The following is a 22,826-nucleotide window of genomic DNA, read 5'->3' on the forward strand; positions in this document are numbered from 1 at the left end:
CGGGTGGTTTAGCGGCTGCTATTATAACAGCGCATTATGTAAACATAGCTTGGGGTGGTTTTTGGTGTGAGCGTTGGCAACAGCTCTTTACTTTTTTATTGTACCTTTTCTTTAAAATATTAAAATTTAAATAAAATAAGTAACGTGCTGTGTGAGGGGTGGCAACCAAAAACTACAAGCGCGTTGGCGAGCGGAACAAAACAAAAGACAGAGGGTTTTGAGGCACGAAAAAACTGGGTTTTGTTTTGTGGGGAAATACTAAATCCTAATTATGATAATTAAATATAAACTTCAAATTTTTCCAACTTTTCAAATAAGGAAAAAATATTTTCTATTATTTCATCTACAAACTTTTCTTGAGTTAAAAGGATTGTGAAAAAGGATATTTCACGATCTCTTTCCCATAACTCAAATCTATCTTTAGAAAATGACGATAAACAATTATACTTTCTCTTCTCGTTATCGAAAACCGTACTGTTATTATGAACGATACAATTCCGCAACACACGTAAGTTATTTAGAAAAGACCAATTAGGTTCTAATAATTTAATATCAACCTTTGCGGATTTAGTTAAAAAGAGTTTTGCCTTTTCAAAATCACCATTACCACGCAAATCATCTACACCAAATTCTTTATTGTGATTTAATTCATATGATTCACAAGCACCAATTAGTGTTCTCTCTAAAAATGAATACAACTGCGTTATCATTGATGCTCTAAAACTTTGCACAAAATCCCTATCAATTTCAATCATTCTATCCACTAATGAATCCTGAATATGATTTAGTTGAAGGTCTGAATATAGGTTTGGTTCATTTTCGATTTTATCCATCACCGCTTTATATTCTTCTTGATGATTGTCGATTGTTTTATTAAAGTGTTCTTCTATAAACTTGTTATAGTTACGAAACTTTTCAAGTTCTAAATCAAGAAAAAACAAATTGTTATCCTTAATAAAATCTAAATGAGGATTTAAACGTGACATAACTAACCAACGAGATATAAATTGTTAATCTTCTTTAGAATCGACTTTCTTTTGAAGAGCTAACATTTTTTGAGGTGATACCACAGGTAAAATCATACCTTGCATATTGGTATTTGAAAGTCTTTCAAAAATAATACCTCTTGCTGTTGAAAAGCTAATACCTAAAAGCGTTGCGATGAGTACTCCTGTAAAGATTGGTGAATTATCTTCTTTTAACTCGTAGTAATTGGTTAATTCTTCAATTTTAAAATGAAAATCAAAAACAAAATGAGCTTTAGCATCTGATGTTACTTCTTCGTGAATTAAATCTATAAACAACCCTATTTTCACCCTTTCATCTTTCAAATTATGCATTGTGGTTTGAGCAATATTTATCTTAAAGTTGTTGTCTCCTTTTTGAGCAACATCTTTAATAGAGCTTTCCACAATATTTATGTGAAATAGGTGTATTTTTTCTGGGTCTATTTTAACCTCTTTATTCATTAACTTGCTTCACTATAGTTTGTTTCTTCATAATCATTGATAGCATCTTCCATACCACCTCCTGGAATAGAACCTAAATAAACGTATTCAATTTCTTTTATAGGTTCAATATTAATTAGATTAATATCTAAAACCTCTTCCATTTTTGTAATACTCTTTAAGGTAAGATTATGTAAACCAGACAACCACTTTGATACTTCAGAAGGCGATTTACCTAACATTTCTGCAAATTGCTTTTTCTTGATACCACGTTCTTTTAAAACAACGCATACCTTTTCTGTTATAGCCAAGTTTCTTTCAATGAATCTGTCTATTTCAGTATTTTGATTAGCTTCTAACCAATTGTCTAATATGTTGTTTTTCGGAAATTCCATAGTTAATAATAGAGTTTAAAGTTTTTATCAAAATCAATTAAAGTACAATCATCATTCCAAACTATGTCTTGATTTTTGAATGCTTCATCAATTGCTTTTGTAAGTTGATTAGCCAATAAGAAATGTGGTTTCACATTTGGGCAGTCTTGAGCTTTGTTAGCCGTTTTTATATCTCCACTAAACAAAAAGACTACGTGCTCATTGGCTCGTAAACAATACAATCTTAATGTGTTGTTTTTCTTTTTGCCATTTTCGATGTAATACGGTTTTTTGTCTTTGCCCACAGGTGGTAATGCTGAAGTATCTGCGGTATAAGCTTCATTTCTGAAAAAACGGTTTTGTGCTCCATACTTTTTTCCAATTACTTGTAACCATTTTAAAATATGGTAAAGTTTGTTCTTATTATTTAGCTCGTGCCTTTTAACAAACTCTTCGTACAAGGTCTCTTTATTATCGTTTAATACAACAGAGTAATATGCTACTTTATTATACTTAAACAATGGTTTTATGTGTGCAAAGTTATTCACTTATAAGTTAATTTACAAATATTTTTCACTTTTAAGTTAATTTTATGATACAGAATACTTTCTCAAAAGTATAATATTCATCTTATAATCTTAAATGTTTATTGTTTAATTATCCATCCCATTAATAAAAGTTTCTACAAATGTCATAACTTTTGAGATGATGGAATCACCTACTTTTTTACGATGCAAAACCGAGGGTTTGTCTCCCTCAATGAGGTCTAACACTTCTTCTCTTAATGGCTCTCTTTCGGCAAATAAGTAATCTTCTATTAGTTTTTGTGTGCGGTCTGGAGATAAGCCATCTTCTTTTACCATAATTTCAAAGGCCTTTTGTTGCTCTTGTGTCCAAAACTTTTCAAAAGCATCTGGAATATCTTCTGTATCTTGAATTTGCGGTAAATTTTCGGCAATGAACTTTTCAATTAACTCACGCTTGCTACGTAAATGTGCTTCTCCAGCCATGATGTCCATAATCTCTTTACGCTTCTTCTCTTGGTCTCCTTCTTTAGACTCTTTTAAGGTTGCTAAAAGCTTTAGGATATAAGATACATTAACCTCATCACGATGAATTAACTCCAACTCAAAATCTATATCATCTAAAATAGATACCTTTTCTTTTTGATTGTCGCTTTTTACTTTATCGTGTAGGTCTAAATATTTGCTCTTATAGTCTTCAAACAACTGCTCTGGCATAGAAAGGTCTTGCCAATCGAAATCTGCAAAGGTGGAAATGGTGTTCTTAATACGCATTAGATTCCTGAAAGCCTTGATAAACTCCAATTCGTCTTCTTCGCTTACCAAATCGTTTACACTATTTACGGTTGGCACTAACTTAATAAGTTCTATAAATGCTTCATTAAATTTAGATACGTAATCTTCATAAGGTTTCATGATGATTTCTTCTATAGCCTCTTTATTGCTAAATAGCGTAATGGCCTCATCGGTTGCTTTTTTGAGGTTACGAAATACTACAATGTTCCCTTGTGATTTTTGTTCATTTAAAATACGATTGGTACGTGAGTATGCCTGTATTAAGCCATGATATTTTAAGTTTTTATCTACATAGAGCGTATTGAGTGTTTTACTATCAAATCCTGTTAGAAACATATTTACGACCAACAACACATCAATTTTACGTTCTTTTACTTTCTTTGAGATATCATTGTAATAATTATAAAACGATTGGCTGTCCTTGGTAGAAAAGTTAGTACCAAACATACTGTTGTAATGCCCTATGTAATCATCTAATTTTTCTCTTGAATGTTTATGTAGCCCATATAAAGCTGGAGATTCCTCAACTACCGACACTTCTTCAGGTATAAAACCGTTGGCATCGGCATCCTCTTCATTTGCTGTATAACTAAAAATGGTTGCTACTTTTAAATCGTGTAAACCATCTTCTTTCATTTTATGCAATGCATCGTAATATTTTATTAAGGTTTCTACACTGCTCACACAAAACATGCCTGTAAAGGCTTTACTATGGGTTTTTCTGTTATGGTTTGAAATGATATAATTACTAACTATTTGTATGTATTCTGGGGATTGGTACACTTCTTTGGTATCAATATCTTCTACATCAATATCCTCGACCTCATCTTTAGACTTAAACACATTGTAATATTCAATAGAAAATTTTAACACATTTTCATCCTTAATAGCATCGGTAATAACATACTTATGCAGGCAGTCGCCAAAAAGCTCTTTTGTGGTGCGCTTACCCATTTCATTCTTTACGGCGTTGTCCTTAAATATTGGGGTTCCTGTAAAGCCAAACATTTGACTGTTTTGAAAGAATGATTTTATACGGTTATGGGTTTCTCCAAATTGGCTACGATGGCACTCATCGAAAATAAAAACGATTTTTTCGTTTTGGAGTTTTTCCATTTTGTTTAAATACTGCTTTTTACTGATAGCTGTATTTAACTTTTGAATTGTAGTTACTATTAATCTGGTATCATCAGAAAATTGCTTTACCAAGGCTTTTGTATTGTCTGTACCATCAATACTCCCTTTGCTAAAACTATTGAACTCTTTTGTGGTTTGGTAATCTAAATCTTTACGGTCTACCACAAACACTACTTTTTTTACCTGGGGCATTTGTGTAATAATCTGACTTGCCTTAAAGGAAGTTAGTGTTTTTCCTGAACCTGTAGTATGCCATATATAGCCATTATGCACACTGTTTTTTACCTTGTCTATTATAGCTTCAACAGCATAAAACTGATAAGGCCGCAATACCATTAATACTTTATGGGTCTCATTTAACACAATGTATTTGCATATCATTTTTGAGATATGACAAGGCTCTAAAAACTCACTTGTAAACCCATTGAGAATATTGGTTAGCCTTTTATTTTCTTTATTGGACCAATAGAATGTTTGCTTAAAAGATTGATGCCTATTGTTTGCATAGTATTTGGTGTTTACACCATTGCTTATTACAAAAATCTGAACGTATTGAAATAATGCTGATTTAGCTCCAAACGAGTGTCTTTGGTAGCGGTTTATTTGGTTAAAGGCTTCTTTCATTTCCAAGCCTCTACGTTTTAATTCTATTTGCACCAACGGCAACCCGTTTACCAATAAGGTTACATCGTACCTGTTTTTATATCTACCCTCTACGGTAACTTGATGTGTTACTTGGTATTGATTTTGACACCAATGTTCTGTATTGAGAAATTCAAAATATAGGTTATCACCATTATCACGCACAATGTGCTGTTTTTCACGAAGTGTTTTGGCTTTTTCAAAAACCGAACCTTTACTTAAAATGTTTAACACCCTTTCAAACTCGGTGTTTGAGAATGTAATTTTATTGTGTTTTTCTAATTGTGATTTTAGATTATCAATCAGTTCATTTTCATTTTTAATTAGCACTTTGGTATAGCCTATGCTTTGCAATTGTGCTACTAATTGATTTTCTAATATTTGTTCTGGTTGTGTACTCATAGTTTAAAGCCAAATAGGTTCGGTTTGCCAATTTGCTGGGAATCCCATTTTACTTAAAGGTATATTGGGGAATTGGTTGAATAAATCTAAAAGTTCCTGCTTTATATGATGCCCTGGACTTATCTCATTGCTAATATATAGAATAGCAGAAAGCAGTGGGAAAATTTTTCTTCTTTGATGATTATTGGGTACATAAGACAAAATAGGGTTTGGTGTACTTGTTGGCCAATCGTATTTATTGATAATTACCCTGTTCCATAATCTTGAATGGTGCGCAATTATGTTTCTAACCACAGTGATGGTTAACAACCAACTGGATAGATATTTTTGATTATACAAACCGAACTCTCTTGCTATGGTACTTTTTTCTGGCAATTGGTGTTTAATGTTTTGGTACAGTTTAGATAGTGTCCCCAAGGTTAATACCTCTAAACCCTTCCAGCTTTCAGGGTTTTCAGTAGGGTGGTTTTGAAAATGCTTGACCATAAACTCCTCGCTACTACTTGACATATCCCTAAATATTTTGGAGATAAAAAACCCAAATTGCTTCTGCTTATCGAACAATGATGGATCTAAATACCAAAATGGTCCATAGCTTAACGACATGTGATAAATTAACTTTGTACGTAAGGATATTTCTATACGCTCTATGGCGTTGAACACTATAAGCCTAAAATGCCTGTCGAAATTATAAAGGTCTATCACGTCTTCAAATACACTACCATTGGCAAAATGATGATTTACCCTATCGTCCTGCATTTCCCACCAATAGCCTTTTAAGCGGTAATAGCTAATGTTGGATAAAAAGTGAGGCGCATCTGCCACATTTCTAAAGGTCATGTTGCGCGCTTGCAGTAGTTGTATTTGTTGTTGTACTGTTTTTGGTGGTTTAGCCATTTTATTATTTTTAAAACAAAAACTCCCAAAAAACCTATTTAAAAAGGCTTTAAGAGAGCTGTATAGTTGTTTAAATTTATGGCAAAAAAAAAGACCCGAGAGCTGTTCTTATGGGAAGCAACTTGGGTACTGTTACTTGCAAATGTACAAACTTTGTACCATATTTTACTATAATTTACCATAAATTATCATTTTTTAACAGTTTTTTACACAAACATTTGTTGCAACAATGCTTTTTTAAACTGCTCTGTATTAGTTTTTTGGGTGTTTATCTGTACTATTTTTGCATCTAAATTAGTTAAAAATTGGGCAATTAGCTTTTGTTCTTCCAAACATGGTATTTCTACTTTAAAATCTGCTAAATCATTAAAGTTTAGACTATCTCTTACACTCCCTGAACAACCTACCTTTATTAGGTGTTTAAATAGATGTGTAGTAATTAAATTATCAAAAAATTCAATATTCAATCCTTTTTTTAATTCAAAGATGATGTACATTGGACTTACTATACCTTGCTCATAATCTCTTAATACAGCTATAGAGCCTACATTTATTCTTGAGGGATTGTATGCATAATCATATTTTTCAACCACTTTGTAATTAGATACATCTTTACTTGCTACCCGATGGTTATCAAACTGCACTGATTGCGGTATGAAACCTTTGGTGTTACTAACGCTTAAAATTAAGTTTATATCGCTATCACCTTTTCTTATTGACTTTTGTTTTAACAACTTCCCTAATTTAGTTTTCTCCCAATCTGGAAATGATGCTCCGTTAGTGTCCTTGAACCTAATTGTTCTTGAGAAAATTTGCTGTACCACGCCTTTTTTATAGTCTTTCAACAAGGTTTCCTTTTGTTGTAAGGCTTGTATTTTGGCATCTATAACCGATAGGAAATTGGCTATTTTTTGTTGTTCATTTAATTTTTGAGGATAGAAAAAGTTAACTTTATTAAGTAAAGTTCCACTTGTCAAAGCTCTTGTTGTCATAGAGCTTTTCGTAACTATTTCCTTTCTAATGGAGGCAATTGAAAACAGATAACTTGTAAACTCTGGAACAAAACTTTTATCATAGGGTCTTGCCCTTAACACAAAACCACTAAAAACACAATCTTTTATTTCTTCAACTAAAGTTGCCGTCATGCCAATATCATCTATAGTTTCTGAAGTTCTTGTAAAAAAAACATCTCCAATCTTTGCGGAGTACCTATCCTTTTCTGCCTTTTCAAGCTCTACCAATCCAACAATATTTTGTTTTTTTATAGAACTTAACCTATAAACATCCATGAAATTTATTATTGGCGTTCCTTTACCAAAAAATTCTTTTTCCTTGTTAAGACCATTTTTAAATTGAAACAAATCTTCAATTTTTGAATACTTCCATTCATCTTTAAACTCTGGGAAGCGTAGTTTAGGCACTTTGGGTTGTGGTGTTTTTATGGCGGTCATGTGGTGTTTTGTGGGTATTTTGTGGGTGTTGTGGTGGTGTTGTGCTTATTTTAAAAGGGTGTTGGAATGTTTAACTGGTTGCAATAGTCTGCTATTTGGCTATCTATATCCTGCATGTTTTCTTCAACCTCAACCAACTGCTTTGCTACGGTTTTTAAATCTATTGGCTCTTCTTCTTCAAAAGTATCTACATAGCGTGGTATGTTTAGGTTGTAATCGTTTTCTCGAATCTCGTCCAAGGTTGCTACATAACTGTATTTATCTTCTACGTTACGCTCTCTGTAAGTGCTTACTATTTTGTCTATATCCTCTAACCGCAGTTTGTTTTGGGTTTTTACTTTTTCAAAGTGCTGGCTTGCATCTATAAACAGCACGGTATTTGGATGCTCCTTACATTTTTTATAGACCATAATACAAGCAGGAATGCTTGTGCCGTAAAACACATTGGCCGGTAAGCCTATTACCGCATCCAAATAATCGCGTTCTTCTATTAAATACTTGCGTATGTGCTGCTCTGCCGCCCCTCTAAATAATGCACCGTGAGGCAATACCAATGCCATGATACCGTTTTCGGACAAATGATGTACCATGTGCTGCACAAAGGCAAAATCGGCTTTACTTTTTGGTGCTAACTTACCGTATTGGCTAAATCTGTCATCGGTAGTAAATAGTTGGTTGGCGCTCCACTTGGCAGAAAATGGCGGATTTGCTACAATGGCTTCTGCCCTTAACTCTAAATGCTGTGGATGCTCTAATGTATCTTCTTGCTTAATATCGAATTTACGGTAATGTACTCCGTGAAGAATCATGTTCATACGTGCCAAATTGTAAGTAGTACGGTTGAGTTCCTGACCATAAAAGTTGCTTACATCTTTTACCTCTTTAGCAACACGGAGCAGCAATGACCCACTGCCACACGTTGGATCATACACCGACTTAAGCTTGGTTTTACCAGTGGTTACAATTTTAGCCAATACCATACTAACTTCTTGTGGTGTGTAAAACTCTCCTGCTTTTTTACCTGCGCCACTTGCAAATTTACCTATGAGGTATTCGTAGGCATCCCCCAATACATCCAACTCGGTTTCCTGCAATTGAAAATCTATGGCGTCTAAATGCGACAGGACTTTGGCAATTACTTTGTTTCTTGCTTCTGGAGTTTTACCCAACTTGGTTGAGTTTAGGTCCATGTCTTCAAAAAGGTTATCGAAATCTTCCTCGCTATCTGTACCCATAGTACTGTTTTGAATGTTGGTGAGGATTTTTTGAAGGTCTTCAAGAATAAAGTTTTGTTTGGTACTATAACCAATAGTGCTTTCGGCAGCTACATTAAAGGCTTCGTCTTCTTCTAATTTATGGCTACCACGTTTGGCAACAACGCTAAATAATTCGGATGGTTTTAAAAAGTACCCTAACGATTGTAAGGCATCTTCCCTAATGGCTTCAATGTAGGCGTTTCCATTCTCTGTATTTTCGTCTATATCTTGAAACTGTATGGTATCACCACCCTCTTTAAGGATTTTATTGGCGTGGATTTCCATTTTTTCAGATAGGTATTTGTAGAATATAAAGCCTAATATGTAATCTCGAAACTCATCGGCATTCATTTTACCTCTAAGGGTGTTGGCGATATTCCAAAGTTGTTGTTCGAGTTGTTTTTTATGGTCTTCGCTCATGCTTTGCGTATCTGTTGTTGTTTTCTCCAAAAATAGAATTTTATAATTAAATAGTTAATAGTGATTTTGAGGCCGATATTTTAACCTGATTTTATAGGTGATTTATTCTAAATAGTACTGTAATTTTTATTAAGCAAGCTCCTAATATCACTAACTTTATAGTATATTTTATTCTCGATTTGAACATAAGGAATTACGCCTTTACTTCGCCAATTTTTTGCTGTACCATTACTGATTTTGAAAATTCTTATGAAATCGGAATTGTCAATAAACGGTTCTACACGCACTTGCTTTTGAAGTTTTTCTAACCGTTTTATGGTTTGCTCTAATCGTGTCTCTATTTCTTCTATATCGCTGTTATCGTATTGTTTCATTTTTACCCCTGTTTTAGGTTATATTACAAGTTTGAAAACGGTTAATTGTTTATACTGTACTTTACTGCTGTTTTCAATTTTTGAAATACATGTTCTTGATAATAATTATCAGCATGTATCTTTTGAATTTGATTGTACTTTTTCTTATCGTTTTTATAACTATCAAAATGCTGCTTTTTGATACTTTCCTTGATTTGGTAATTCTGCATAGATGCTACCAATCGTTTTTCTTTTATGTTAAGGCTTGATAGTTGCAACTGTGGTTGTTTTTCTATTTGGCTAAACTTTCTTAATAATACATCGCCGAGTTTTTGATATTTACTGTATTCTAAAATGTCCCTAACTTTGTAGATACCCACATTGTTAGTAGCATTGTTGAGCACTTTGGTTTTTGCGTTATCAATTTCAAATCTAAATAGGTTTTCGGGGATGACTAATGCGCTTTGTTTTTGCACTTGAGTTGTTTTGTTATAGCCTTTTATTTGATAATCGGTTAAATAGAATTTAGCTCCATACATTTTATTACCGCTTTGCATTGGCAACCAAGGTTTACCTAAATGAAACAACCACTGATTATAAATGCTTTCCGGATGTTCTTTTATGACCACACCAAAACTTAAACGTTTGACCTCGCCTTGATAAACATCTAACGGCAAATGATGATTAAGCAGCAACAGAGCTTTAATAACTTGACCATAAGTAAACGGCATATAGTTATTGCCTAAATACAATTTGTGCAATGAGTTGACTACTATTAATTTGTCTTGATAGAGTTTTAAATCGAGGTTTTTAAATTTTGCTTTGTAGAAAGACAACTCTTGATGACCATTAAACATAGGCGTCCATTTAAACGTGTTCCAAATAAAAGGCGATTCGGTACGGTTAATTAATTCTTGAGGTTTACCCTCTAATGGACACGCTATTTTAATAGTGTCAATCAATCTCACCTCTTACTTATAGCTATTAATGCCTCGTCTAATTCAGAGCGTTTATATCTTATGAGGTTGCCAAGGCGATATGGTTTAAGCACTCCTTTTTTATTCCAATCGGTAAGAGTCACCAAAGACACTTTAAGAATTTTAGCGGCTTCTTGCCTTGTGATGTACTCTGGCGGTTTTACGGGTTGGAAGTTTTGGACAATTTCTTTTAGTTCTGCCCTAACGTCTTTTAAAATGTCTTCTTTTAATTCGGAAGGCGTGATGCCAAATACCTGGGTGATTTTACTTGATTCCATCGTTGTAAGATTTTATGATTCAACGATGCTAAAGTATAGGTAGATTGGCTGTTTTTAATTACTGTAGTAACTACACAACTTACTACAACCTTATTTTAAACTATCTAAAATTTGCTGTACTTTTTCAATGTCAGCGACCTGTTGGGGTTTTAACATTGATGATTTTTTATTTAGATTGCCAATGTTCTGTCTTAAGTTTTGTTTGTTTAATCCTGTAAGAAGATTTAAGATTTCAGCTTGTTTACTATTGGATAAACTTTCAATATCAACACTTGCAAAAAATCCCAATCTATCTAACAAAACAACGATTTGATTATTTGACAATTGATCCTTTTTAACTGGTTTTTTTGAATCCACATCATCATTTAATGCCGTCAAGGTTTTTTCTTTAATCTTGTTTAGTTCTATTATAAATGCATTGGCTATTGTAAATAATGCCATTGGCAAAAAACTGATGATGCTAATTCTTAATCTTTCATAAAACAAATTGAAACTATTTAATTCAAGCGTAGAATCACTTTGTCTTTCATGCTGGAATTTAAAAATATCATTAGTTGCTTTTTGAAGCGCCTCCTTCAATTTGTTGTCGTAGTAACAAGGTTCAGAATAATATCTTGATTTAGAATCGGTAACATCAAAGTCATTAACTATTGTGTTTAAATGTACCTTTATAGATTCAATCAACGTCTCAATAAATATTTTGACTTGCTTTTCGTTACTCGTCACAATATTTAAATTAACTTCTGTAAGTGCATTAGAGTACAGCCCTTTAAACTTATCAATTATGGCTCTGTTCTGTTTTCTTATATCAATCAAATCCATTTCGAGATAGTCTCTTTCCTTGTAAACAATAGGTGTATAATAGAAAGGCTCCACATGCAAAACCTGTATAGGTTCTTCCAAAAGAAAATCTAAATAGTAGTTTTTAGATAAAGCTTCTAAAAATTGAGCAATGGCATTCAATGGCGGTTAGTCGTCTTAAATTAAATATGGATAAATATAGTTAAATTGAAGTAATAGACTACACATTAAAAAAACCACTTTTAATAATGTGTGATGCTCTTTCTTGATTTTTAATGCGGATGTATTTATAAAATTCCTTCTCGGTAGTATGACCACTAAACAGCATAATATCAAACACACTCATACCTGCTTTGTACTTATTGGTGCAAAAACTTCTTCTTGCTGTATGGGATTTGATGAGGTCATATTTTGGAATCATTTCGGTTTGATATATGCCACCTTTCGTATATTCGCACTTAATAAGATCGTCCCATTCCAACATTTGCCCAACTTGCTTGATATTCTCGTTTAAATCTTGCTCCAAGATTTTGGTTGGTGGATGGCCGCTATAACGACTATCCATAATATCTTGCATTTCTTTTGTAATAGGGCAATGTACTATTCTACTATGCTTACGGTTTTTCTTTTGACGTATTTTGAAACATTTATAACCACCTATAACGACTATATCTTCACTTTTCAAACCATTGTAATCACTAATTCTTTGCCCTGTGTAGCATCCCATTAAAAACACATCCCTGGCATGTTCAAGTTCTGGATATTTTGACAAATCATGCTCATACATTTTCTTGATTTCATCATCGGTTAAATAAATCTCGGTTGTAATTTCCTTTTTAACCTTAAAATCATCGCTCTTAAATCGTTGATTGGTTGTATAACCCTCAATGAGCGCATAGTTTAAAAATGTTTTTATTGTTTTGAGGTGTTTACCTATAGTATTCAATGAGTAGTTATTGGCTTCCATGAACCTATTAAACTTATTATAAAATGACATATCAATAAATTCAAACATCAGTGTTTCATTGTAGTGCCTTTGATATTCTTCTAAACGCTTTTTAGTTTGCTTATAGGACCTTATTGTTATTTTGGATATTTCGCCCTCCTTGGTTTCTATAAACTCGTTAATTACCTCAAAAAAGGACATCCCTTTTTTATCCTTAACCTTATGTGGAGTTACCTTATTTGTTTTCACATCCAATGCGTACTTTAAAAGATGTTTAGGCACTACGTCGTACTCACCTGACAGTTCATTGTACTTTTTATTAATAAACTTCTCTAAATCGCTCAAATGGCCGTTAACTTCATCCTTGTTGGTGATTCCTACCTTGTTTTTTATACGTTGCTTATTAAAATCCCAATCATCAAAGCAGCTTTTGTAACCGCTTGAATATTTGAATTTGTTTTTACCATAGGTAAAGTGAAGATAGATTAAGCTTTGTTTCTTCTTATTTTTCTGTAAGTTTGTATTCGAGTCCTTGAATGCAAATCTGACAGTTCCTTTAGACCTCTCAATTATAGTACTCATAAGCATTTGTTTATACTACAAGATACAAAAAAGGGTTCAAAATAGGGTGCAATTAAACCCTTATTTATAAACAATTTACTTGATTAAATTTTAAATAAAAGATACAAACAATTCTTATTTTATAGGCTTTTAAAGAGGTTTTAGGTAAAAATGAAAAGAAACGACAAAGTTAAAAATAGTACTGGAGGCACCACCACTAAAAACCCGAACAATTTGTTCGGGTTTTTTGGTTTTATTACTTTACTAATTTATAATTTATATAGCGCTTTTTCATCCACAGAAAAACAAAACAATCAATAAAAGGTCCTAATATTCTATTACTTAAACCAAATTTGGACTTACCTGCTATTCTTGAAAAATGTAATATAGGCACCTGTTTCACACGGCCGTTTTGCAATAAAATAAGCGCTGGTAAAAACCTATGTAAACCGCTAAACATTGGGATTTTTTTCGCACAAGATGTTCTAATGATTTTTAACGGACAACCAGTATCATCCATATCATCATGAGTAAATAACTTTCTAAACGCATTAGCTATTTTAGAAGACAGTGCTTTTACGTATGTGTCTTTACGATTAACTCTAACTCCGGTTACTAAATCAAAGTCTTCTACATAAGGTAGTAATAAGTTAAAATCTTTGGGTGTAGTTTGTAAATCAGCATCTATATACCCTAGCAATTCTGTATCTACATAATCAAAACCTGCTTTTAGAGCCGCACTCAAACCAAAGTTTTCACTAAACGCAATAAAAGAAAATTCTGAATTTCTATCACAAATTTCAGTCAAAAGAGATTGACTTCCATCTGTAGAGCCATCATCTACAAAAAGCACTTTTGATGCAAAACTGGTTGTTTTTACAAACTCTAAAAGCGCTTTTTCTAATCGTAACAAATTATCTTTTTCATTATATACTGGTACAACGATAGTAAACACATGCTTAACCATAAACTGCAATTTTACTGATGAAAATAACAAAAAAAGCCGAACAACCTTGTTCGACTTTTTTTAAATAAAATTTCCATTATTAGATATTACATATCGTCTTTCAATGCTTTTAAAGCTGAAAGTAATAAAGACTCGCTTAATCTAACTTTGTAGTTAGGATTTATATACTCAAACAAAATTTCTCCTGAAGTATTAAGAACCATCACTGTAGGCACTGGCAAAATATCTGTTGCATCCATTTTTGTTTTTTTCTTGATATACATTTTTGCCATACTTGGCGTTTCAAAACCAATACCTATATCTTGAATAAGTTTTGCCTCTGGATCAGAATACAGACTATATGCTACATTATCCTCTTGCATTGTCGGTTTTAAGTTTTTGTAATTATCAGGACTTATTGCAATAATTTGATAACCTAATTCTAAAATTTTAGATTCAGATTCTGACAACCCAGATAATTGCGCATTACAATAAGGACACCATCCGCCTCGATAAAAAACTAATACTGTTGGCTTTTCTTTTATTACTGATTTTAGCGTTAATTTATTTCCATCAGGGTCAATAAGAGTTGCTTCAGGAACACGCTCTCCTATTAATAACGGACTAACATCTTCAGCATTGCTAGGCACTTGAGCATTTATAGTGTTGACTGCTGTAACTGCAATAAATGCGAATAAAATTAAAATTTTGTTTGTCATAATTTCTTGTTTTACGTTTTGGTCACCCCCTTTTTTAAAACCTTACAACAAAAACACAATTATAACTTCTTTCTTTATATTTTATGTAATATTTAATAAAACTAACCGACATAAATCTGTATATTGACATATTTCAAGAACATTTAAAACCACAACAAAAGGCATTATGCAAAAAACTTATTACGACCCTACAGACTTAAGAAAATTTAGTAAAATCACCGAATGGAGTGAAGAACTTGGTAACAAATTTTTTGAGTATTACGGTAAAGTATTTGAGGAAGGCGCTTTAACCGCCCGCGAGAAATCACTCATTGCTTTAGCTGTTGCACATACAGAACAATGTCCTTATTGCATTGACGCCTACACCAAAGACGGCCTACAACGCGGTGTTACCAAAGAAGAAATGATGGAGGCTATACATGTTGGCGCTGCCATAAAAAGCGGTGCAACACTTGTGCATGGTGTACAAATGATGAATAAGGTTAATAAATTAGATGGTTAAAACAAAACCAGCTACAACGATTTATCGTAACTATTATACACAAACATAGCACATGTTAAAATCCTTAAAAAAACGCGAAAGCAGTTTAGCCAACAGCAAAAAACAACTCGAAATTTTATCGAATGGTATTTTTCAAAATGGTGAATTACCAACTTTTGCAAAAAAAATTGCCGAAACTAGTCAGTTTCCATTAAAAGCCAAAAAACTAGAAATACTACAAATAAATGTTGGATATATGTGCAACCAAGTTTGTGACCATTGTCATGTAGACGCAGGTCCAGACCGAAAGGAAATAATGACGCGAAAAACCATGCAACAATGCTTAGACGTTATTAAAAACACTGGCGCACATACTTTAGATTTAACTGGTGGAGCTCCAGAAATGAATCCAAACTTTAGATGGTTTGTAGAAGAAGCCTCTAAAGTAGGTATAAAAGATTTTATTGTACGCTCTAACCTTACCATTATTAGAGCTAATAAGAAGTATTATGATTTACCAGATTTTTTTAAAAAATATAATGTGCATGTGGTAAGCTCTATGCCCCATTGGACACGTGGAAAAACGGATAAACAAAGAGGCAATGGTGTTTTTGACAAATCTATAAAAGCATTACAAGAGCTTAATAGCGTTGGTTACGGTTTACCAGATAGCGATTTACGTTTAGACTTGGTTTATAATCCTTCAGGTGCGTTTTTACCAGGTGATCAAGCATCCATGGAGAAAGACTTTAAAAAAGCTCTAATGGAAGATTTTAACATTCAGTTCCACAACTTATTTGCCATAACAAACTTACCTATAAGTCGTTTTTTAGACTTTTTAATTGCTTCAGAAAATTACGAAGACTACATGTATCAATTAGTAGATGCCTACAACCCTTCAGCCGTTGCTAATGTCATGTGTACAAACACCCTTTCTGTAAGTTGGGACGGCTATCTATACGATTGTGATTTTAATCAAATGCTTACATTACCTGTTAATAGTAAGGTGAAACATATTTCAGAATTTAACGAAAAAGCACTAGAAGGTAGAGATATTGTTATTTCTCAACATTGCTACGGTTGTACAGCTGGAGCTGGCAGTAGTTGTCAAGGAAATATAATTTAAGTAACTTATGAGGCATTTATGTTTTTACATAGCATTCCTAATACTTTCTGCTCAAATAGCAAATGCTCAAGAGTCATTATCAGAATTATTGCAGCGTTACAATACAAAAAAAATCTCTTATATCACTGCAAAAGAACTTGCTATGCCTAAAACAGAAGCTATTATTTTAGACGCTCGGGAATTTAAAGAGTATAAAGTAAGTCACTTAAAAAAAGCCATTCACATCGGCTACAGTAACTTTAAAAAAAATATTTTACAAGAAAAAAACATCCAAAAAGAGCAATTAATTGTTGTGTATTGCTCAATTGGTATACGATCTGAACATATCGCTTTAAAGCTTAAAAAAATGGGGTATACAAATGTTTACAACCTTTATGGTGGTATTTTTGAATGGAAAAATAATGAATTACCTGTTTACGACATAAAAAATCAAGAAACTGAAAATGTTCATACATTTTCAAAACAATGGAGTAAATGGCTTAAAACAGGCAATAAAATATACTAATTAATCAAATACCAAAATAAATAATGGGGTTATTAAGTTCTAAAGACACAAAAAACAATGATGAACTAGCTTACAATTTTCATTTTCCTACTTCAAAAAGTGCGCTTATTATATTTACAAAAAACCCTGAACTTGGTAAATGCAAAACAAGACTTGCCAAAACTATTGGCAATGAAGCTGCGCTTCATGTTTATACCCTTTTATTAAAACACACAGCAAAAATCACTACACCAATAAAGACTGATAAATTTGTTTTTTACTCCAATAAAATATTACATAACGATTTCTGGGATGAAAATATTTTTAAAAAACGACTACAACAAGGGCACAATCTAGGAGAACGTATGGAAAACGCATTTTTAGAACTGTTTCAATCAGGATACGAAAAAATAATAATTATTGGTAGTGACTTATATGATTTAACTTCAGAGGTTATTAATGTTGCTTTTGAAACATTAAACAATCACGACCATGTTATTGGTCCAGCTACAGATGGCGGCTACTATCTTTTAGGCATGAAATCGCCACACCCTACCATATTCAAAAACAAACAATGGAGTACTGCATCTATTTACAAAGACACTTTAAATGATTTAAAACAGAACACAGTTTATATCTTAAAAAAATTAAATGACATTGATACTTTTGAAGATTTAAAAGCACACAACAAACTAATAAACGCAATACCTAGAAATTATGATAAAACATATTAAAGAAACTACTGAATATTTACAGAGCAAAGGGTTCAACAAACCCGAAATAGGCATTATTCTTGGCACTGGATTAGGACAACTTATTGATGATGTAACTATTACTAAAGAAATAAGTTATAACCATATCCCAAGCTTCCCTACAGCAACTGTAGAGTTTCATAAAGGAAAATTAATTTATGGTAAATTAGAAGGTAAAACCGTTGTAGTCATGCAAGGGCGATTTCATTTATATGAAGGTTACACTTTACAGGACATTACATATCCTGTTCGTATCATGAAAGAATTAGGCATCAAAACGCTTTTGGTTTCTAACGCTTCTGGAGCTATCAATTCTAATTTTAAAAAAGGAGAACTTATGCTTATTGAAGACCACATTAACCTTCAAGGAAGCTCTCCATTAGCATTTAAAGGTGTTGAACATTTAGGAGAACGCTTTGTTGATATGAGCCAGCCTTATGATACTGAATTAAATTCAAAATTTGAAACCATAGCCAATACTAATAACATTAAACTTCACAAAGGAGTTTATGCAAGTGTTGTTGGCCCTCAATTAGAAACCAGAGCAGAATACCGAATGCTAAAAACAATTGGTGCTGACGCCGTAGGCATGAGTACTGTTCCAGAAATTATAGTTGCTAATCATTTAAACTTAAAAGTAGCAGCCGTTTCAGTTTTAACAGATGAATGCGATCCTGATAATTTAAAACCTGTAAGCGTTGAAGAAATTATTGCAATGGCAAACAAAGCCGAACCTCAACTTGCTAAATTATTTAGAGAATTAATAAAAAACTTATAATGAGCTATCTAGAAACCACTCGCAATGTATACAAAGAAGCCGCACTCACTCCAGACGTAGGCCTTTGTTGCACAACAAACCCTATTTGGGAACTACCCGGTTTAAAAATCCCAAAAATCATGCAGGAAATGAATTATGGATGTGGATCTACAGTTCATGCTCGAGATTTAACTAATAACCCTAAAATGCTATATGTGGGTGTTGGTGGCGGCATGGAACTGTTGCAGTTTGCTTATTTCAACAGAACTAAAAATGGAGTAATAGGCATTGACATTGTTGATGAAATGTTAGAAGCTTCTCGTAAGAATTTTAAAATTGCTGAAACACAAAACAAGTGGTTTAAATCAGAATTTATCGACTTAAAAAAAGGAGATGCAATGAATCTTCCCGTAAAAGACAACAGCATTGATGTAGCTGCTCAAAATTGTTTATTCAATATCTTTAAAGCAGATGACCTAAAAAAAGCAATTGCAGAAATGTACCGCGTTTTAAAACCTCATGGAAAACTAGTAATGAGCGACCCTATTTGCGAGCAACCTATGAACGATGACTTGAGAAACAACGAACAATTAAGAGCCTTATGTTTAAGTGGTAGTTTACCCATTTCAGAATACATAAAAACTCTAACCGATACAGGTTTTGGTACTATAGAAATAAGAGCAAGAAAACCCTATAGAATTTTAGATCCTAAACATTACCCAACAAACGAATTGATTTATATTGAATCTATAGAAGTAGCTGCAATTAAAGATCCGATGCCTAAAGATGGACCTTGCGTATTTACAGGAAAAACCGCTATTTATTATGGCGCTAATGATTATTTTGATGACAATGCTGGACATATCCTTTTAAAAAATCAACCGTTAGCGGTGTGTGACAAAACAGCTAGCGCTTTAGCCTCTCTAAATAGAAATGATATTTTCATAAGTAAATCTACCTATCATTACGATGGTGGAGGCTGCTGCTAAACGACCTAATTTATGGAAAAGTACCTTGACGTCATAAAAAACTCTTACGCTGATTATTGGAATTACCTTAAGCAGGAACTCATTCACATAAATCATTGGGATAATTATTTCTACGGATTAATATTTATTTCATTTGCCGTATGGATTTTAGAAATCGCATTCCCTTGGCGAAAAGAACAATCTATTTTTAGAAAAGATTTTTGGCTAGATACGTTTTACATGTTTTTTAATTTTTTCTTATTAAACTTAATCATCCTCATTGCGTTATCAAACACTGCTGCTGAAATATTTAATGACCTATTAAGTGTTTTTGGGATATCATTATCTGATTTACAATTATTTGACGTAGACAACCTACCTAAATGGGCTGGTTTATTCATTTTCTTTTTAGTAAGTGATTTTATACAATGGAATACACATAGATTATTACATGCTATACCTTTCCTTTGGAATTTTCATAAAGTTCACCACTCCGTTAAAGAGATGGGATTTGCAGCACATTTACGATATCATTGGATGGAACCCGTTGTTTACAAATCTTTACTATACATCCCAATAGCAATCATTGGCGGATTTGACGCCCAAGATGTTGCTATTGTTCACTTTTTTGCAATCGCCATAGGACACTTAAACCACGCCAATTTAGGCTGGGATTACGGCCCTTTAAAATACATCCTTAACAATCCCAAAATGCATATTTGGCATCACGCCAAAGAACTACCAAAGCATGTAAGGCATGGTGTAAATTTTGGACTAACCTTAAGTCTTTGGGATTATATTTTTAAAACCAATCATGTCCCTCACAGCGGCAGAAATATTGAACTAGGGTTTGAAGGTGATGAACATTTCCCTAAAGATTTTATTAATCAAGAGTTGTATCCGTTGTCAAAAAAAAATAAATGAAACACTTAATCTCTTTACTTATTATTTTCATAAGTCTGAATGCCACTGCGCAACAAATAGATTACAGTGTTTTAACCAGCATACTACAAAAGCATGTAAGCCCTAACGGTCAAGTAAATTACAAAGCTATAAAGACCAACAAAGCATCTTTAGATACTTATTTAGAGCAGTATTCAAAAATTTCACCAAAAAACTCATGGTCAAAAGAGCAAGTACTAGCTTATTGGATTAATGCTTACAATGCTTTCACTATTGAACTAATTATTGACAACTATCCCATAAAAAGCATCAAAGACCTAAAAAAACCTTGGGATAAAAAGTTTATACCTCTAGCAAATAAAAAAATATCATTAAATTACATTGAGCATGAGATATTAAGAACACTTAACGAACCTCGTATACACTTCGCGATTGTCTGTGCATCGGCTTCTTGCCCTAAACTTCTTAACGAAGCTTATACTCCTGAAAAACTAAACAAGCAACTTACTCAAGCCACTAAAGATTTTTTATCTGATACCAGCAGAAACAAAATATCCGAAAGCAACATTGAAATTTCAAAAATATTCAAATGGTTTGCTAAAGATTTTAAAAAGAACGGTAGTCTTATTGACTTTATAAACACCTATTCTGATGTAAGAGTATTATCAAATGCTAACATAGATTATTTAGATTACAACTGGAGTTTAAATGAATAAAATCTCTATTATTATTCCTGTTTTAAATGAAGCAAGCACCATTGTTTCCTTACTACAGTATCTAACAGAAAACTCTTTACACGCAAACATTGCTGAAATTATTATTGTTGATGGTGGCAGCACTGACAATACCCTGAACATTGTCAATCATTTTGTTCAAAATTCAACTAATGATTGTATAAATTTCCATCTTATAAATTCATTAAAAGGAAGAGCTAAACAAATGAATGCTGGTAGCCTTATAGCTAAAGGTGAAATTCTTTATTTTTTACACGCCGATTCTTATCCACCTAAAAACTTTGACAAATTAATCATTAATACAGTAGAAAAAGGGCATTTAGCAGGCTGTTTTAAGCTCAAATTTGATAGCAATCATTGGTGGTTACGATTGGCTGGGTGGTTTACCCAATTTAACTGGAAAGCTTGTCGAGGTGGTGATCAAAGCCAGTTTATTACTAAAACTTTGTTTAAAGAAATAGGCGGTTATGATGAAACATTTACTATTTATGAAGACTATATTTTAATTAATGAACTCTACAAACGCAACCAATTTATTGTAATAAACCACAATATTAAAACCTCAACAAGACGTTATAAAAAACATGGTATCTGGAAACTACAATATCATTTTTGGATGATTTATATAAAAAAATGGCTAGGAGCATCTCCAGAAAATTTATACAAATACTATCAAAAACACATCACTTAAAAGTTTTGTAATAGGATTTTATAACAGCCTCAACGGGTTTGTTTTGCGGCGTAAATTGATTATTGTTGGCACCACCACTGTTTTCATAATCGTGAAACCATTTCCATAGAAAACCACCAACAAACCAGTCTTCCTGCCAAAAGGTTTCAAACAAAGCTTCAGTTGCATTTACTTGAGCTTGCATATTCGTTGCTGTCATGCTTCTATCAGATTTCCAAGGTTCTTTTGCTGAAAAATCTACACTTCGATATCCAAATTCTGTAAAAAGAACTGGCTTATTATAAGTTTCAGAATGCTTTTCAATAGCCTTATGATAGGCTTTCCAGCCTATTAAGCAATCTTCAACAGTTGGCGTTTGCATATTGCTAACAGGGAAATATGCGTCTATTCCTATATAATCTAATTGGCTCCAGAATGGTGTACGTGTATATTCATCCCAATTAGCAGCATAAGTAAGTTTTCCTGTATATACAGATTTAACAGCACTTATTAATTCAAACCAATAATCAGGTCTATGCTGAACAAACTTTTCAAGCTCTGTTCCTATACAAAATATTGAAACCTGCATCTCTTCGGCTAGCATTGCAAAATCCAATATAAAGGCTTTATAAGTTTTTTCAAACTCTTGCCAAGCGGGTTCGTTTTTCATTTCTATGTGTCCTGTATAACTCCCATGAAACACCCATATTTGAGGTTTCAACATAATATTAAACCCACTTTTTTTCAAAGCACTTATATATTGCCTTACTCCTTGTCTTGTCTCACCAAACCACTGCCTGTCGCTATCATAATGCAATTCTGGATGTTCAAGATCACTAATAAATCCAAAAGGCATAATAGCTGTATAATTTGCCTGTGTGCTTAAAATTGGTTGTACATGCTTTTCAGAAATAGAATCTCTTGAAGACACAAAACTAACACCATTAACTTTTGCAGTATGAAACGTTGTCATACTACAAGAACTAAAAATAAATATCAAACAAAGATGAAAAAGAAACCTCAT

25 protein-coding genes are annotated in these 22,826 nt (G+C 32.9%); 9 read left to right on the forward strand and 16 right to left on the reverse strand.

The window, feature by feature from the left end:
- Positions 1 to 278: 278 nt before the first annotated feature.
- The 15 genes from ABD690_RS01070 to ABD690_RS01140 all read right to left on the reverse strand — a co-directional run bounded on the left by ABD690_RS01070 (position 279) and on the right by ABD690_RS01140 (position 14,927).
- Positions 279 to 986 carry a hypothetical protein gene (locus ABD690_RS01070; protein ID WP_344726162.1) on the reverse strand — a complete coding sequence of 236 codons (708 nt, stop codon included), beginning with the start codon at positions 984 to 986 and terminating at the stop codon, positions 279 to 281.
- Between the two features lie 24 nt (positions 987 to 1,010).
- Entirely contained in the window at positions 1,011 to 1,469 is a 459-nt protein-coding gene (locus ABD690_RS01075; protein WP_344726164.1) for a hypothetical protein, read from the reverse strand.
- On the reverse strand, positions 1,469 to 1,843 hold the full coding sequence (locus ABD690_RS01080) for a helix-turn-helix domain-containing protein (protein WP_344726166.1): 375 nt from the start codon (positions 1,841 to 1,843) through the stop codon (positions 1,469 to 1,471). The genes ABD690_RS01075 and ABD690_RS01080 overlap by 1 nt, the downstream gene beginning before the upstream one ends.
- A 2-nt stretch (positions 1,844 to 1,845) precedes the next feature.
- Positions 1,846 to 2,370 (reverse strand): hypothetical protein, encoded by a 525-nt coding sequence (locus ABD690_RS01085; RefSeq protein WP_344726168.1) that lies wholly within the window; start codon positions 2,368 to 2,370, stop codon positions 1,846 to 1,848.
- A 105-nt stretch (positions 2,371 to 2,475) separates the two neighbouring features.
- Positions 2,476 to 5,322: a type I restriction endonuclease subunit R gene (locus ABD690_RS01090; RefSeq protein WP_344726170.1), complete on the reverse strand. Its 2,847-nt coding sequence runs from the start codon at positions 5,320 to 5,322 to the stop codon at positions 2,476 to 2,478.
- Positions 5,323 to 5,325: 3 nt separating this feature from the next.
- Positions 5,326 to 6,219, reverse strand: coding sequence for an Abi family protein (locus ABD690_RS01095; RefSeq protein WP_344726172.1), 894 nt, complete (start codon positions 6,217 to 6,219; stop codon positions 5,326 to 5,328).
- Positions 6,220 to 6,425: 206 nt separating this feature from the next.
- Entirely contained in the window at positions 6,426 to 7,670 is a 1,245-nt protein-coding gene (locus ABD690_RS01100; protein ID WP_344726174.1) for a restriction endonuclease subunit S, read from the reverse strand.
- A 50-nt stretch (positions 7,671 to 7,720) separates the two neighbouring features.
- The gene (locus ABD690_RS01105; RefSeq protein WP_344729267.1) at positions 7,721 to 9,346 is read right to left on the reverse strand and encodes a type I restriction-modification system subunit M; all 1,626 of its coding nucleotides are present in this window, start codon (positions 9,344 to 9,346) and stop codon (positions 7,721 to 7,723) included.
- Positions 9,347 to 9,453: 107 nt separating this feature from the next.
- A complete protein-coding gene (locus ABD690_RS01110) occupies positions 9,454 to 9,720 on the reverse strand; it encodes a helix-turn-helix domain-containing protein (protein ID WP_344726176.1) in 267 nt (88 codons plus the stop codon).
- A gap of 41 nt (positions 9,721 to 9,761) precedes the next feature.
- Entirely contained in the window at positions 9,762 to 10,661 is a 900-nt protein-coding gene (locus ABD690_RS01115; protein WP_344726178.1) for a hypothetical protein, read from the reverse strand.
- 2 nt (positions 10,662 to 10,663) lie between these two features.
- Entirely contained in the window at positions 10,664 to 10,954 is a 291-nt protein-coding gene (locus ABD690_RS01120) for a helix-turn-helix domain-containing protein (RefSeq protein WP_344726180.1), read from the reverse strand.
- Positions 10,955 to 11,044: 90 nt separating this feature from the next.
- Positions 11,045 to 11,917 carry a hypothetical protein gene (locus tag ABD690_RS01125; RefSeq protein WP_344726181.1) on the reverse strand — a complete coding sequence of 291 codons (873 nt, stop codon included), beginning with the start codon at positions 11,915 to 11,917 and terminating at the stop codon, positions 11,045 to 11,047.
- 58 nt (positions 11,918 to 11,975) lie between these two features.
- The gene (locus ABD690_RS01130; RefSeq protein ID WP_344726183.1) at positions 11,976 to 13,283 is read right to left on the reverse strand and encodes a tyrosine-type recombinase/integrase; all 1,308 of its coding nucleotides are present in this window, start codon (positions 13,281 to 13,283) and stop codon (positions 11,976 to 11,978) included.
- Between the two features lie 235 nt (positions 13,284 to 13,518).
- Positions 13,519 to 14,229, reverse strand: coding sequence for a glycosyltransferase (locus ABD690_RS01135; RefSeq protein WP_344726185.1), 711 nt, complete (start codon positions 14,227 to 14,229; stop codon positions 13,519 to 13,521).
- An 86-nt stretch (positions 14,230 to 14,315) separates the two neighbouring features.
- Positions 14,316 to 14,927, reverse strand: coding sequence for a peroxiredoxin-like family protein (locus ABD690_RS01140; RefSeq protein ID WP_344726187.1), 612 nt, complete (start codon positions 14,925 to 14,927; stop codon positions 14,316 to 14,318).
- Positions 14,928 to 15,093: 166 nt separating this feature from the next.
- Here ABD690_RS01140 and ABD690_RS01145 point away from each other — a divergent pair, with 166 nt between their 5' ends.
- Genes ABD690_RS01145 through ABD690_RS01185 form a run of 9 tightly spaced genes read left to right on the forward strand, consistent with a single transcriptional unit; the run spans position 15,094 to position 21,823 of the window.
- On the forward strand, positions 15,094 to 15,429 hold the full coding sequence (locus ABD690_RS01145) for an arsenosugar biosynthesis-associated peroxidase-like protein (protein WP_344726189.1): 336 nt from the start codon (positions 15,094 to 15,096) through the stop codon (positions 15,427 to 15,429).
- Positions 15,430 to 15,481: 52 nt separating this feature from the next.
- A complete protein-coding gene (arsS, locus tag ABD690_RS01150; protein ID WP_344726192.1) occupies positions 15,482 to 16,534 on the forward strand; it encodes an arsenosugar biosynthesis radical SAM (seleno)protein ArsS in 1,053 nt (350 codons plus the stop codon).
- Between the two features lie 7 nt (positions 16,535 to 16,541).
- Positions 16,542 to 17,039 carry a rhodanese-like domain-containing protein gene (locus ABD690_RS01155; protein WP_344726194.1) on the forward strand — a complete coding sequence of 166 codons (498 nt, stop codon included), beginning with the start codon at positions 16,542 to 16,544 and terminating at the stop codon, positions 17,037 to 17,039.
- A 23-nt stretch (positions 17,040 to 17,062) separates the two neighbouring features.
- The gene (locus ABD690_RS01160) at positions 17,063 to 17,752 is read left to right on the forward strand and encodes a TIGR04282 family arsenosugar biosynthesis glycosyltransferase (protein ID WP_344726196.1); all 690 of its coding nucleotides are present in this window, start codon (positions 17,063 to 17,065) and stop codon (positions 17,750 to 17,752) included.
- On the forward strand, positions 17,736 to 18,548 hold the full coding sequence (locus ABD690_RS01165; protein WP_344726198.1) for a purine-nucleoside phosphorylase: 813 nt from the start codon (positions 17,736 to 17,738) through the stop codon (positions 18,546 to 18,548). Before ABD690_RS01160 ends, ABD690_RS01165 begins: the two co-directional genes overlap by 17 nt.
- Entirely contained in the window at positions 18,548 to 19,516 is a 969-nt protein-coding gene (gene arsM, locus ABD690_RS01170; RefSeq protein ID WP_344726200.1) for an arsenosugar biosynthesis arsenite methyltransferase ArsM, read from the forward strand. Before ABD690_RS01165 ends, arsM begins: the two co-directional genes overlap by 1 nt.
- Before the next feature lie 12 nt (positions 19,517 to 19,528).
- The gene (locus ABD690_RS01175) at positions 19,529 to 20,419 is read left to right on the forward strand and encodes a sterol desaturase family protein (protein WP_344726202.1); all 891 of its coding nucleotides are present in this window, start codon (positions 19,529 to 19,531) and stop codon (positions 20,417 to 20,419) included.
- Positions 20,416 to 21,114 (forward strand): DUF547 domain-containing protein, encoded by a 699-nt coding sequence (locus tag ABD690_RS01180; protein WP_344726204.1) that lies wholly within the window; start codon positions 20,416 to 20,418, stop codon positions 21,112 to 21,114. Before ABD690_RS01175 ends, ABD690_RS01180 begins: the two co-directional genes overlap by 4 nt.
- Positions 21,107 to 21,823 (forward strand): TIGR04283 family arsenosugar biosynthesis glycosyltransferase, encoded by a 717-nt coding sequence (locus ABD690_RS01185; RefSeq protein ID WP_344726206.1) that lies wholly within the window; start codon positions 21,107 to 21,109, stop codon positions 21,821 to 21,823. The genes ABD690_RS01180 and ABD690_RS01185 overlap by 8 nt, the downstream gene beginning before the upstream one ends.
- On the opposite strand, the gene ABD690_RS01190 is transcribed toward ABD690_RS01185, so the two are convergent.
- On the reverse strand, positions 21,816 to 22,775 hold the full coding sequence (locus ABD690_RS01190) for a glycoside hydrolase family 113 (RefSeq protein ID WP_344726208.1): 960 nt from the start codon (positions 22,773 to 22,775) through the stop codon (positions 21,816 to 21,818). The two genes, ABD690_RS01185 and ABD690_RS01190, sit on opposite strands and share 8 nt — an antisense overlap.
- Positions 22,776 to 22,826: the final 51 nt, after the last annotated feature.

Source organism: Corallibacter vietnamensis (assembly GCF_039537875.1).
Taxonomy (GTDB): domain Bacteria; phylum Bacteroidota; class Bacteroidia; order Flavobacteriales; family Flavobacteriaceae; genus Corallibacter; species Corallibacter vietnamensis.

Excerpts from the sequence above, each read along its gene's own strand:
- ABD690_RS01095 (WP_344726172.1), bottom strand. The coding sequence starts at position 6,219 with ATGGCTAAACCACCAAAAACAGTACAACAACAAATACAACTACTGCAA.
- ABD690_RS01105 (WP_344729267.1), bottom strand. The coding sequence starts at position 9,346 with ATGAGCGAAGACCATAAAAAACAACTCGAACAACAACTTTGGAATATC.
- ABD690_RS01100 (WP_344726174.1), bottom strand. The coding sequence starts at position 7,670 with ATGACCGCCATAAAAACACCACAACCCAAAGTGCCTAAACTACGCTTC.
- ABD690_RS01135 (WP_344726185.1), bottom strand. The coding sequence starts at position 14,229 with ATGGTTAAGCATGTGTTTACTATCGTTGTACCAGTATATAATGAAAAA.
- ABD690_RS01120 (WP_344726180.1), bottom strand. The coding sequence starts at position 10,954 with ATGGAATCAAGTAAAATCACCCAGGTATTTGGCATCACGCCTTCCGAA.
- ABD690_RS01090 (WP_344726170.1), bottom strand. The coding sequence starts at position 5,322 with ATGAGTACACAACCAGAACAAATATTAGAAAATCAATTAGTAGCACAA.
- ABD690_RS01070 (WP_344726162.1), bottom strand. The coding sequence starts at position 986 with ATGTCACGTTTAAATCCTCATTTAGATTTTATTAAGGATAACAATTTG.
- arsM (WP_344726200.1), top strand. The coding sequence starts at position 18,548 with ATGAGCTATCTAGAAACCACTCGCAATGTATACAAAGAAGCCGCACTC.
- ABD690_RS01185 (WP_344726206.1), top strand. The coding sequence starts at position 21,107 with ATGAATAAAATCTCTATTATTATTCCTGTTTTAAATGAAGCAAGCACC.
- ABD690_RS01130 (WP_344726183.1), bottom strand. The coding sequence starts at position 13,283 with ATGAGTACTATAATTGAGAGGTCTAAAGGAACTGTCAGATTTGCATTC.
- ABD690_RS01165 (WP_344726198.1), top strand. The coding sequence starts at position 17,736 with ATGATAAAACATATTAAAGAAACTACTGAATATTTACAGAGCAAAGGG.
- ABD690_RS01180 (WP_344726204.1), top strand. The coding sequence starts at position 20,416 with ATGAAACACTTAATCTCTTTACTTATTATTTTCATAAGTCTGAATGCC.
- ABD690_RS01140 (WP_344726187.1), bottom strand. The coding sequence starts at position 14,927 with ATGACAAACAAAATTTTAATTTTATTCGCATTTATTGCAGTTACAGCA.
- ABD690_RS01080 (WP_344726166.1), bottom strand. The coding sequence starts at position 1,843 with ATGGAATTTCCGAAAAACAACATATTAGACAATTGGTTAGAAGCTAAT.
- arsS (WP_344726192.1), top strand. The coding sequence starts at position 15,482 with ATGTTAAAATCCTTAAAAAAACGCGAAAGCAGTTTAGCCAACAGCAAA.
- ABD690_RS01175 (WP_344726202.1), top strand. The coding sequence starts at position 19,529 with ATGGAAAAGTACCTTGACGTCATAAAAAACTCTTACGCTGATTATTGG.
- ABD690_RS01160 (WP_344726196.1), top strand. The coding sequence starts at position 17,063 with ATGGGGTTATTAAGTTCTAAAGACACAAAAAACAATGATGAACTAGCT.
- ABD690_RS01075 (WP_344726164.1), bottom strand. The coding sequence starts at position 1,469 with ATGAATAAAGAGGTTAAAATAGACCCAGAAAAAATACACCTATTTCAC.
- ABD690_RS01110 (WP_344726176.1), bottom strand. The coding sequence starts at position 9,720 with ATGAAACAATACGATAACAGCGATATAGAAGAAATAGAGACACGATTA.
- ABD690_RS01155 (WP_344726194.1), top strand. The coding sequence starts at position 16,542 with ATGAGGCATTTATGTTTTTACATAGCATTCCTAATACTTTCTGCTCAA.
- ABD690_RS01190 (WP_344726208.1), bottom strand. The coding sequence starts at position 22,775 with ATGACAACGTTTCATACTGCAAAAGTTAATGGTGTTAGTTTTGTGTCT.
- ABD690_RS01145 (WP_344726189.1), top strand. The coding sequence starts at position 15,094 with ATGCAAAAAACTTATTACGACCCTACAGACTTAAGAAAATTTAGTAAA.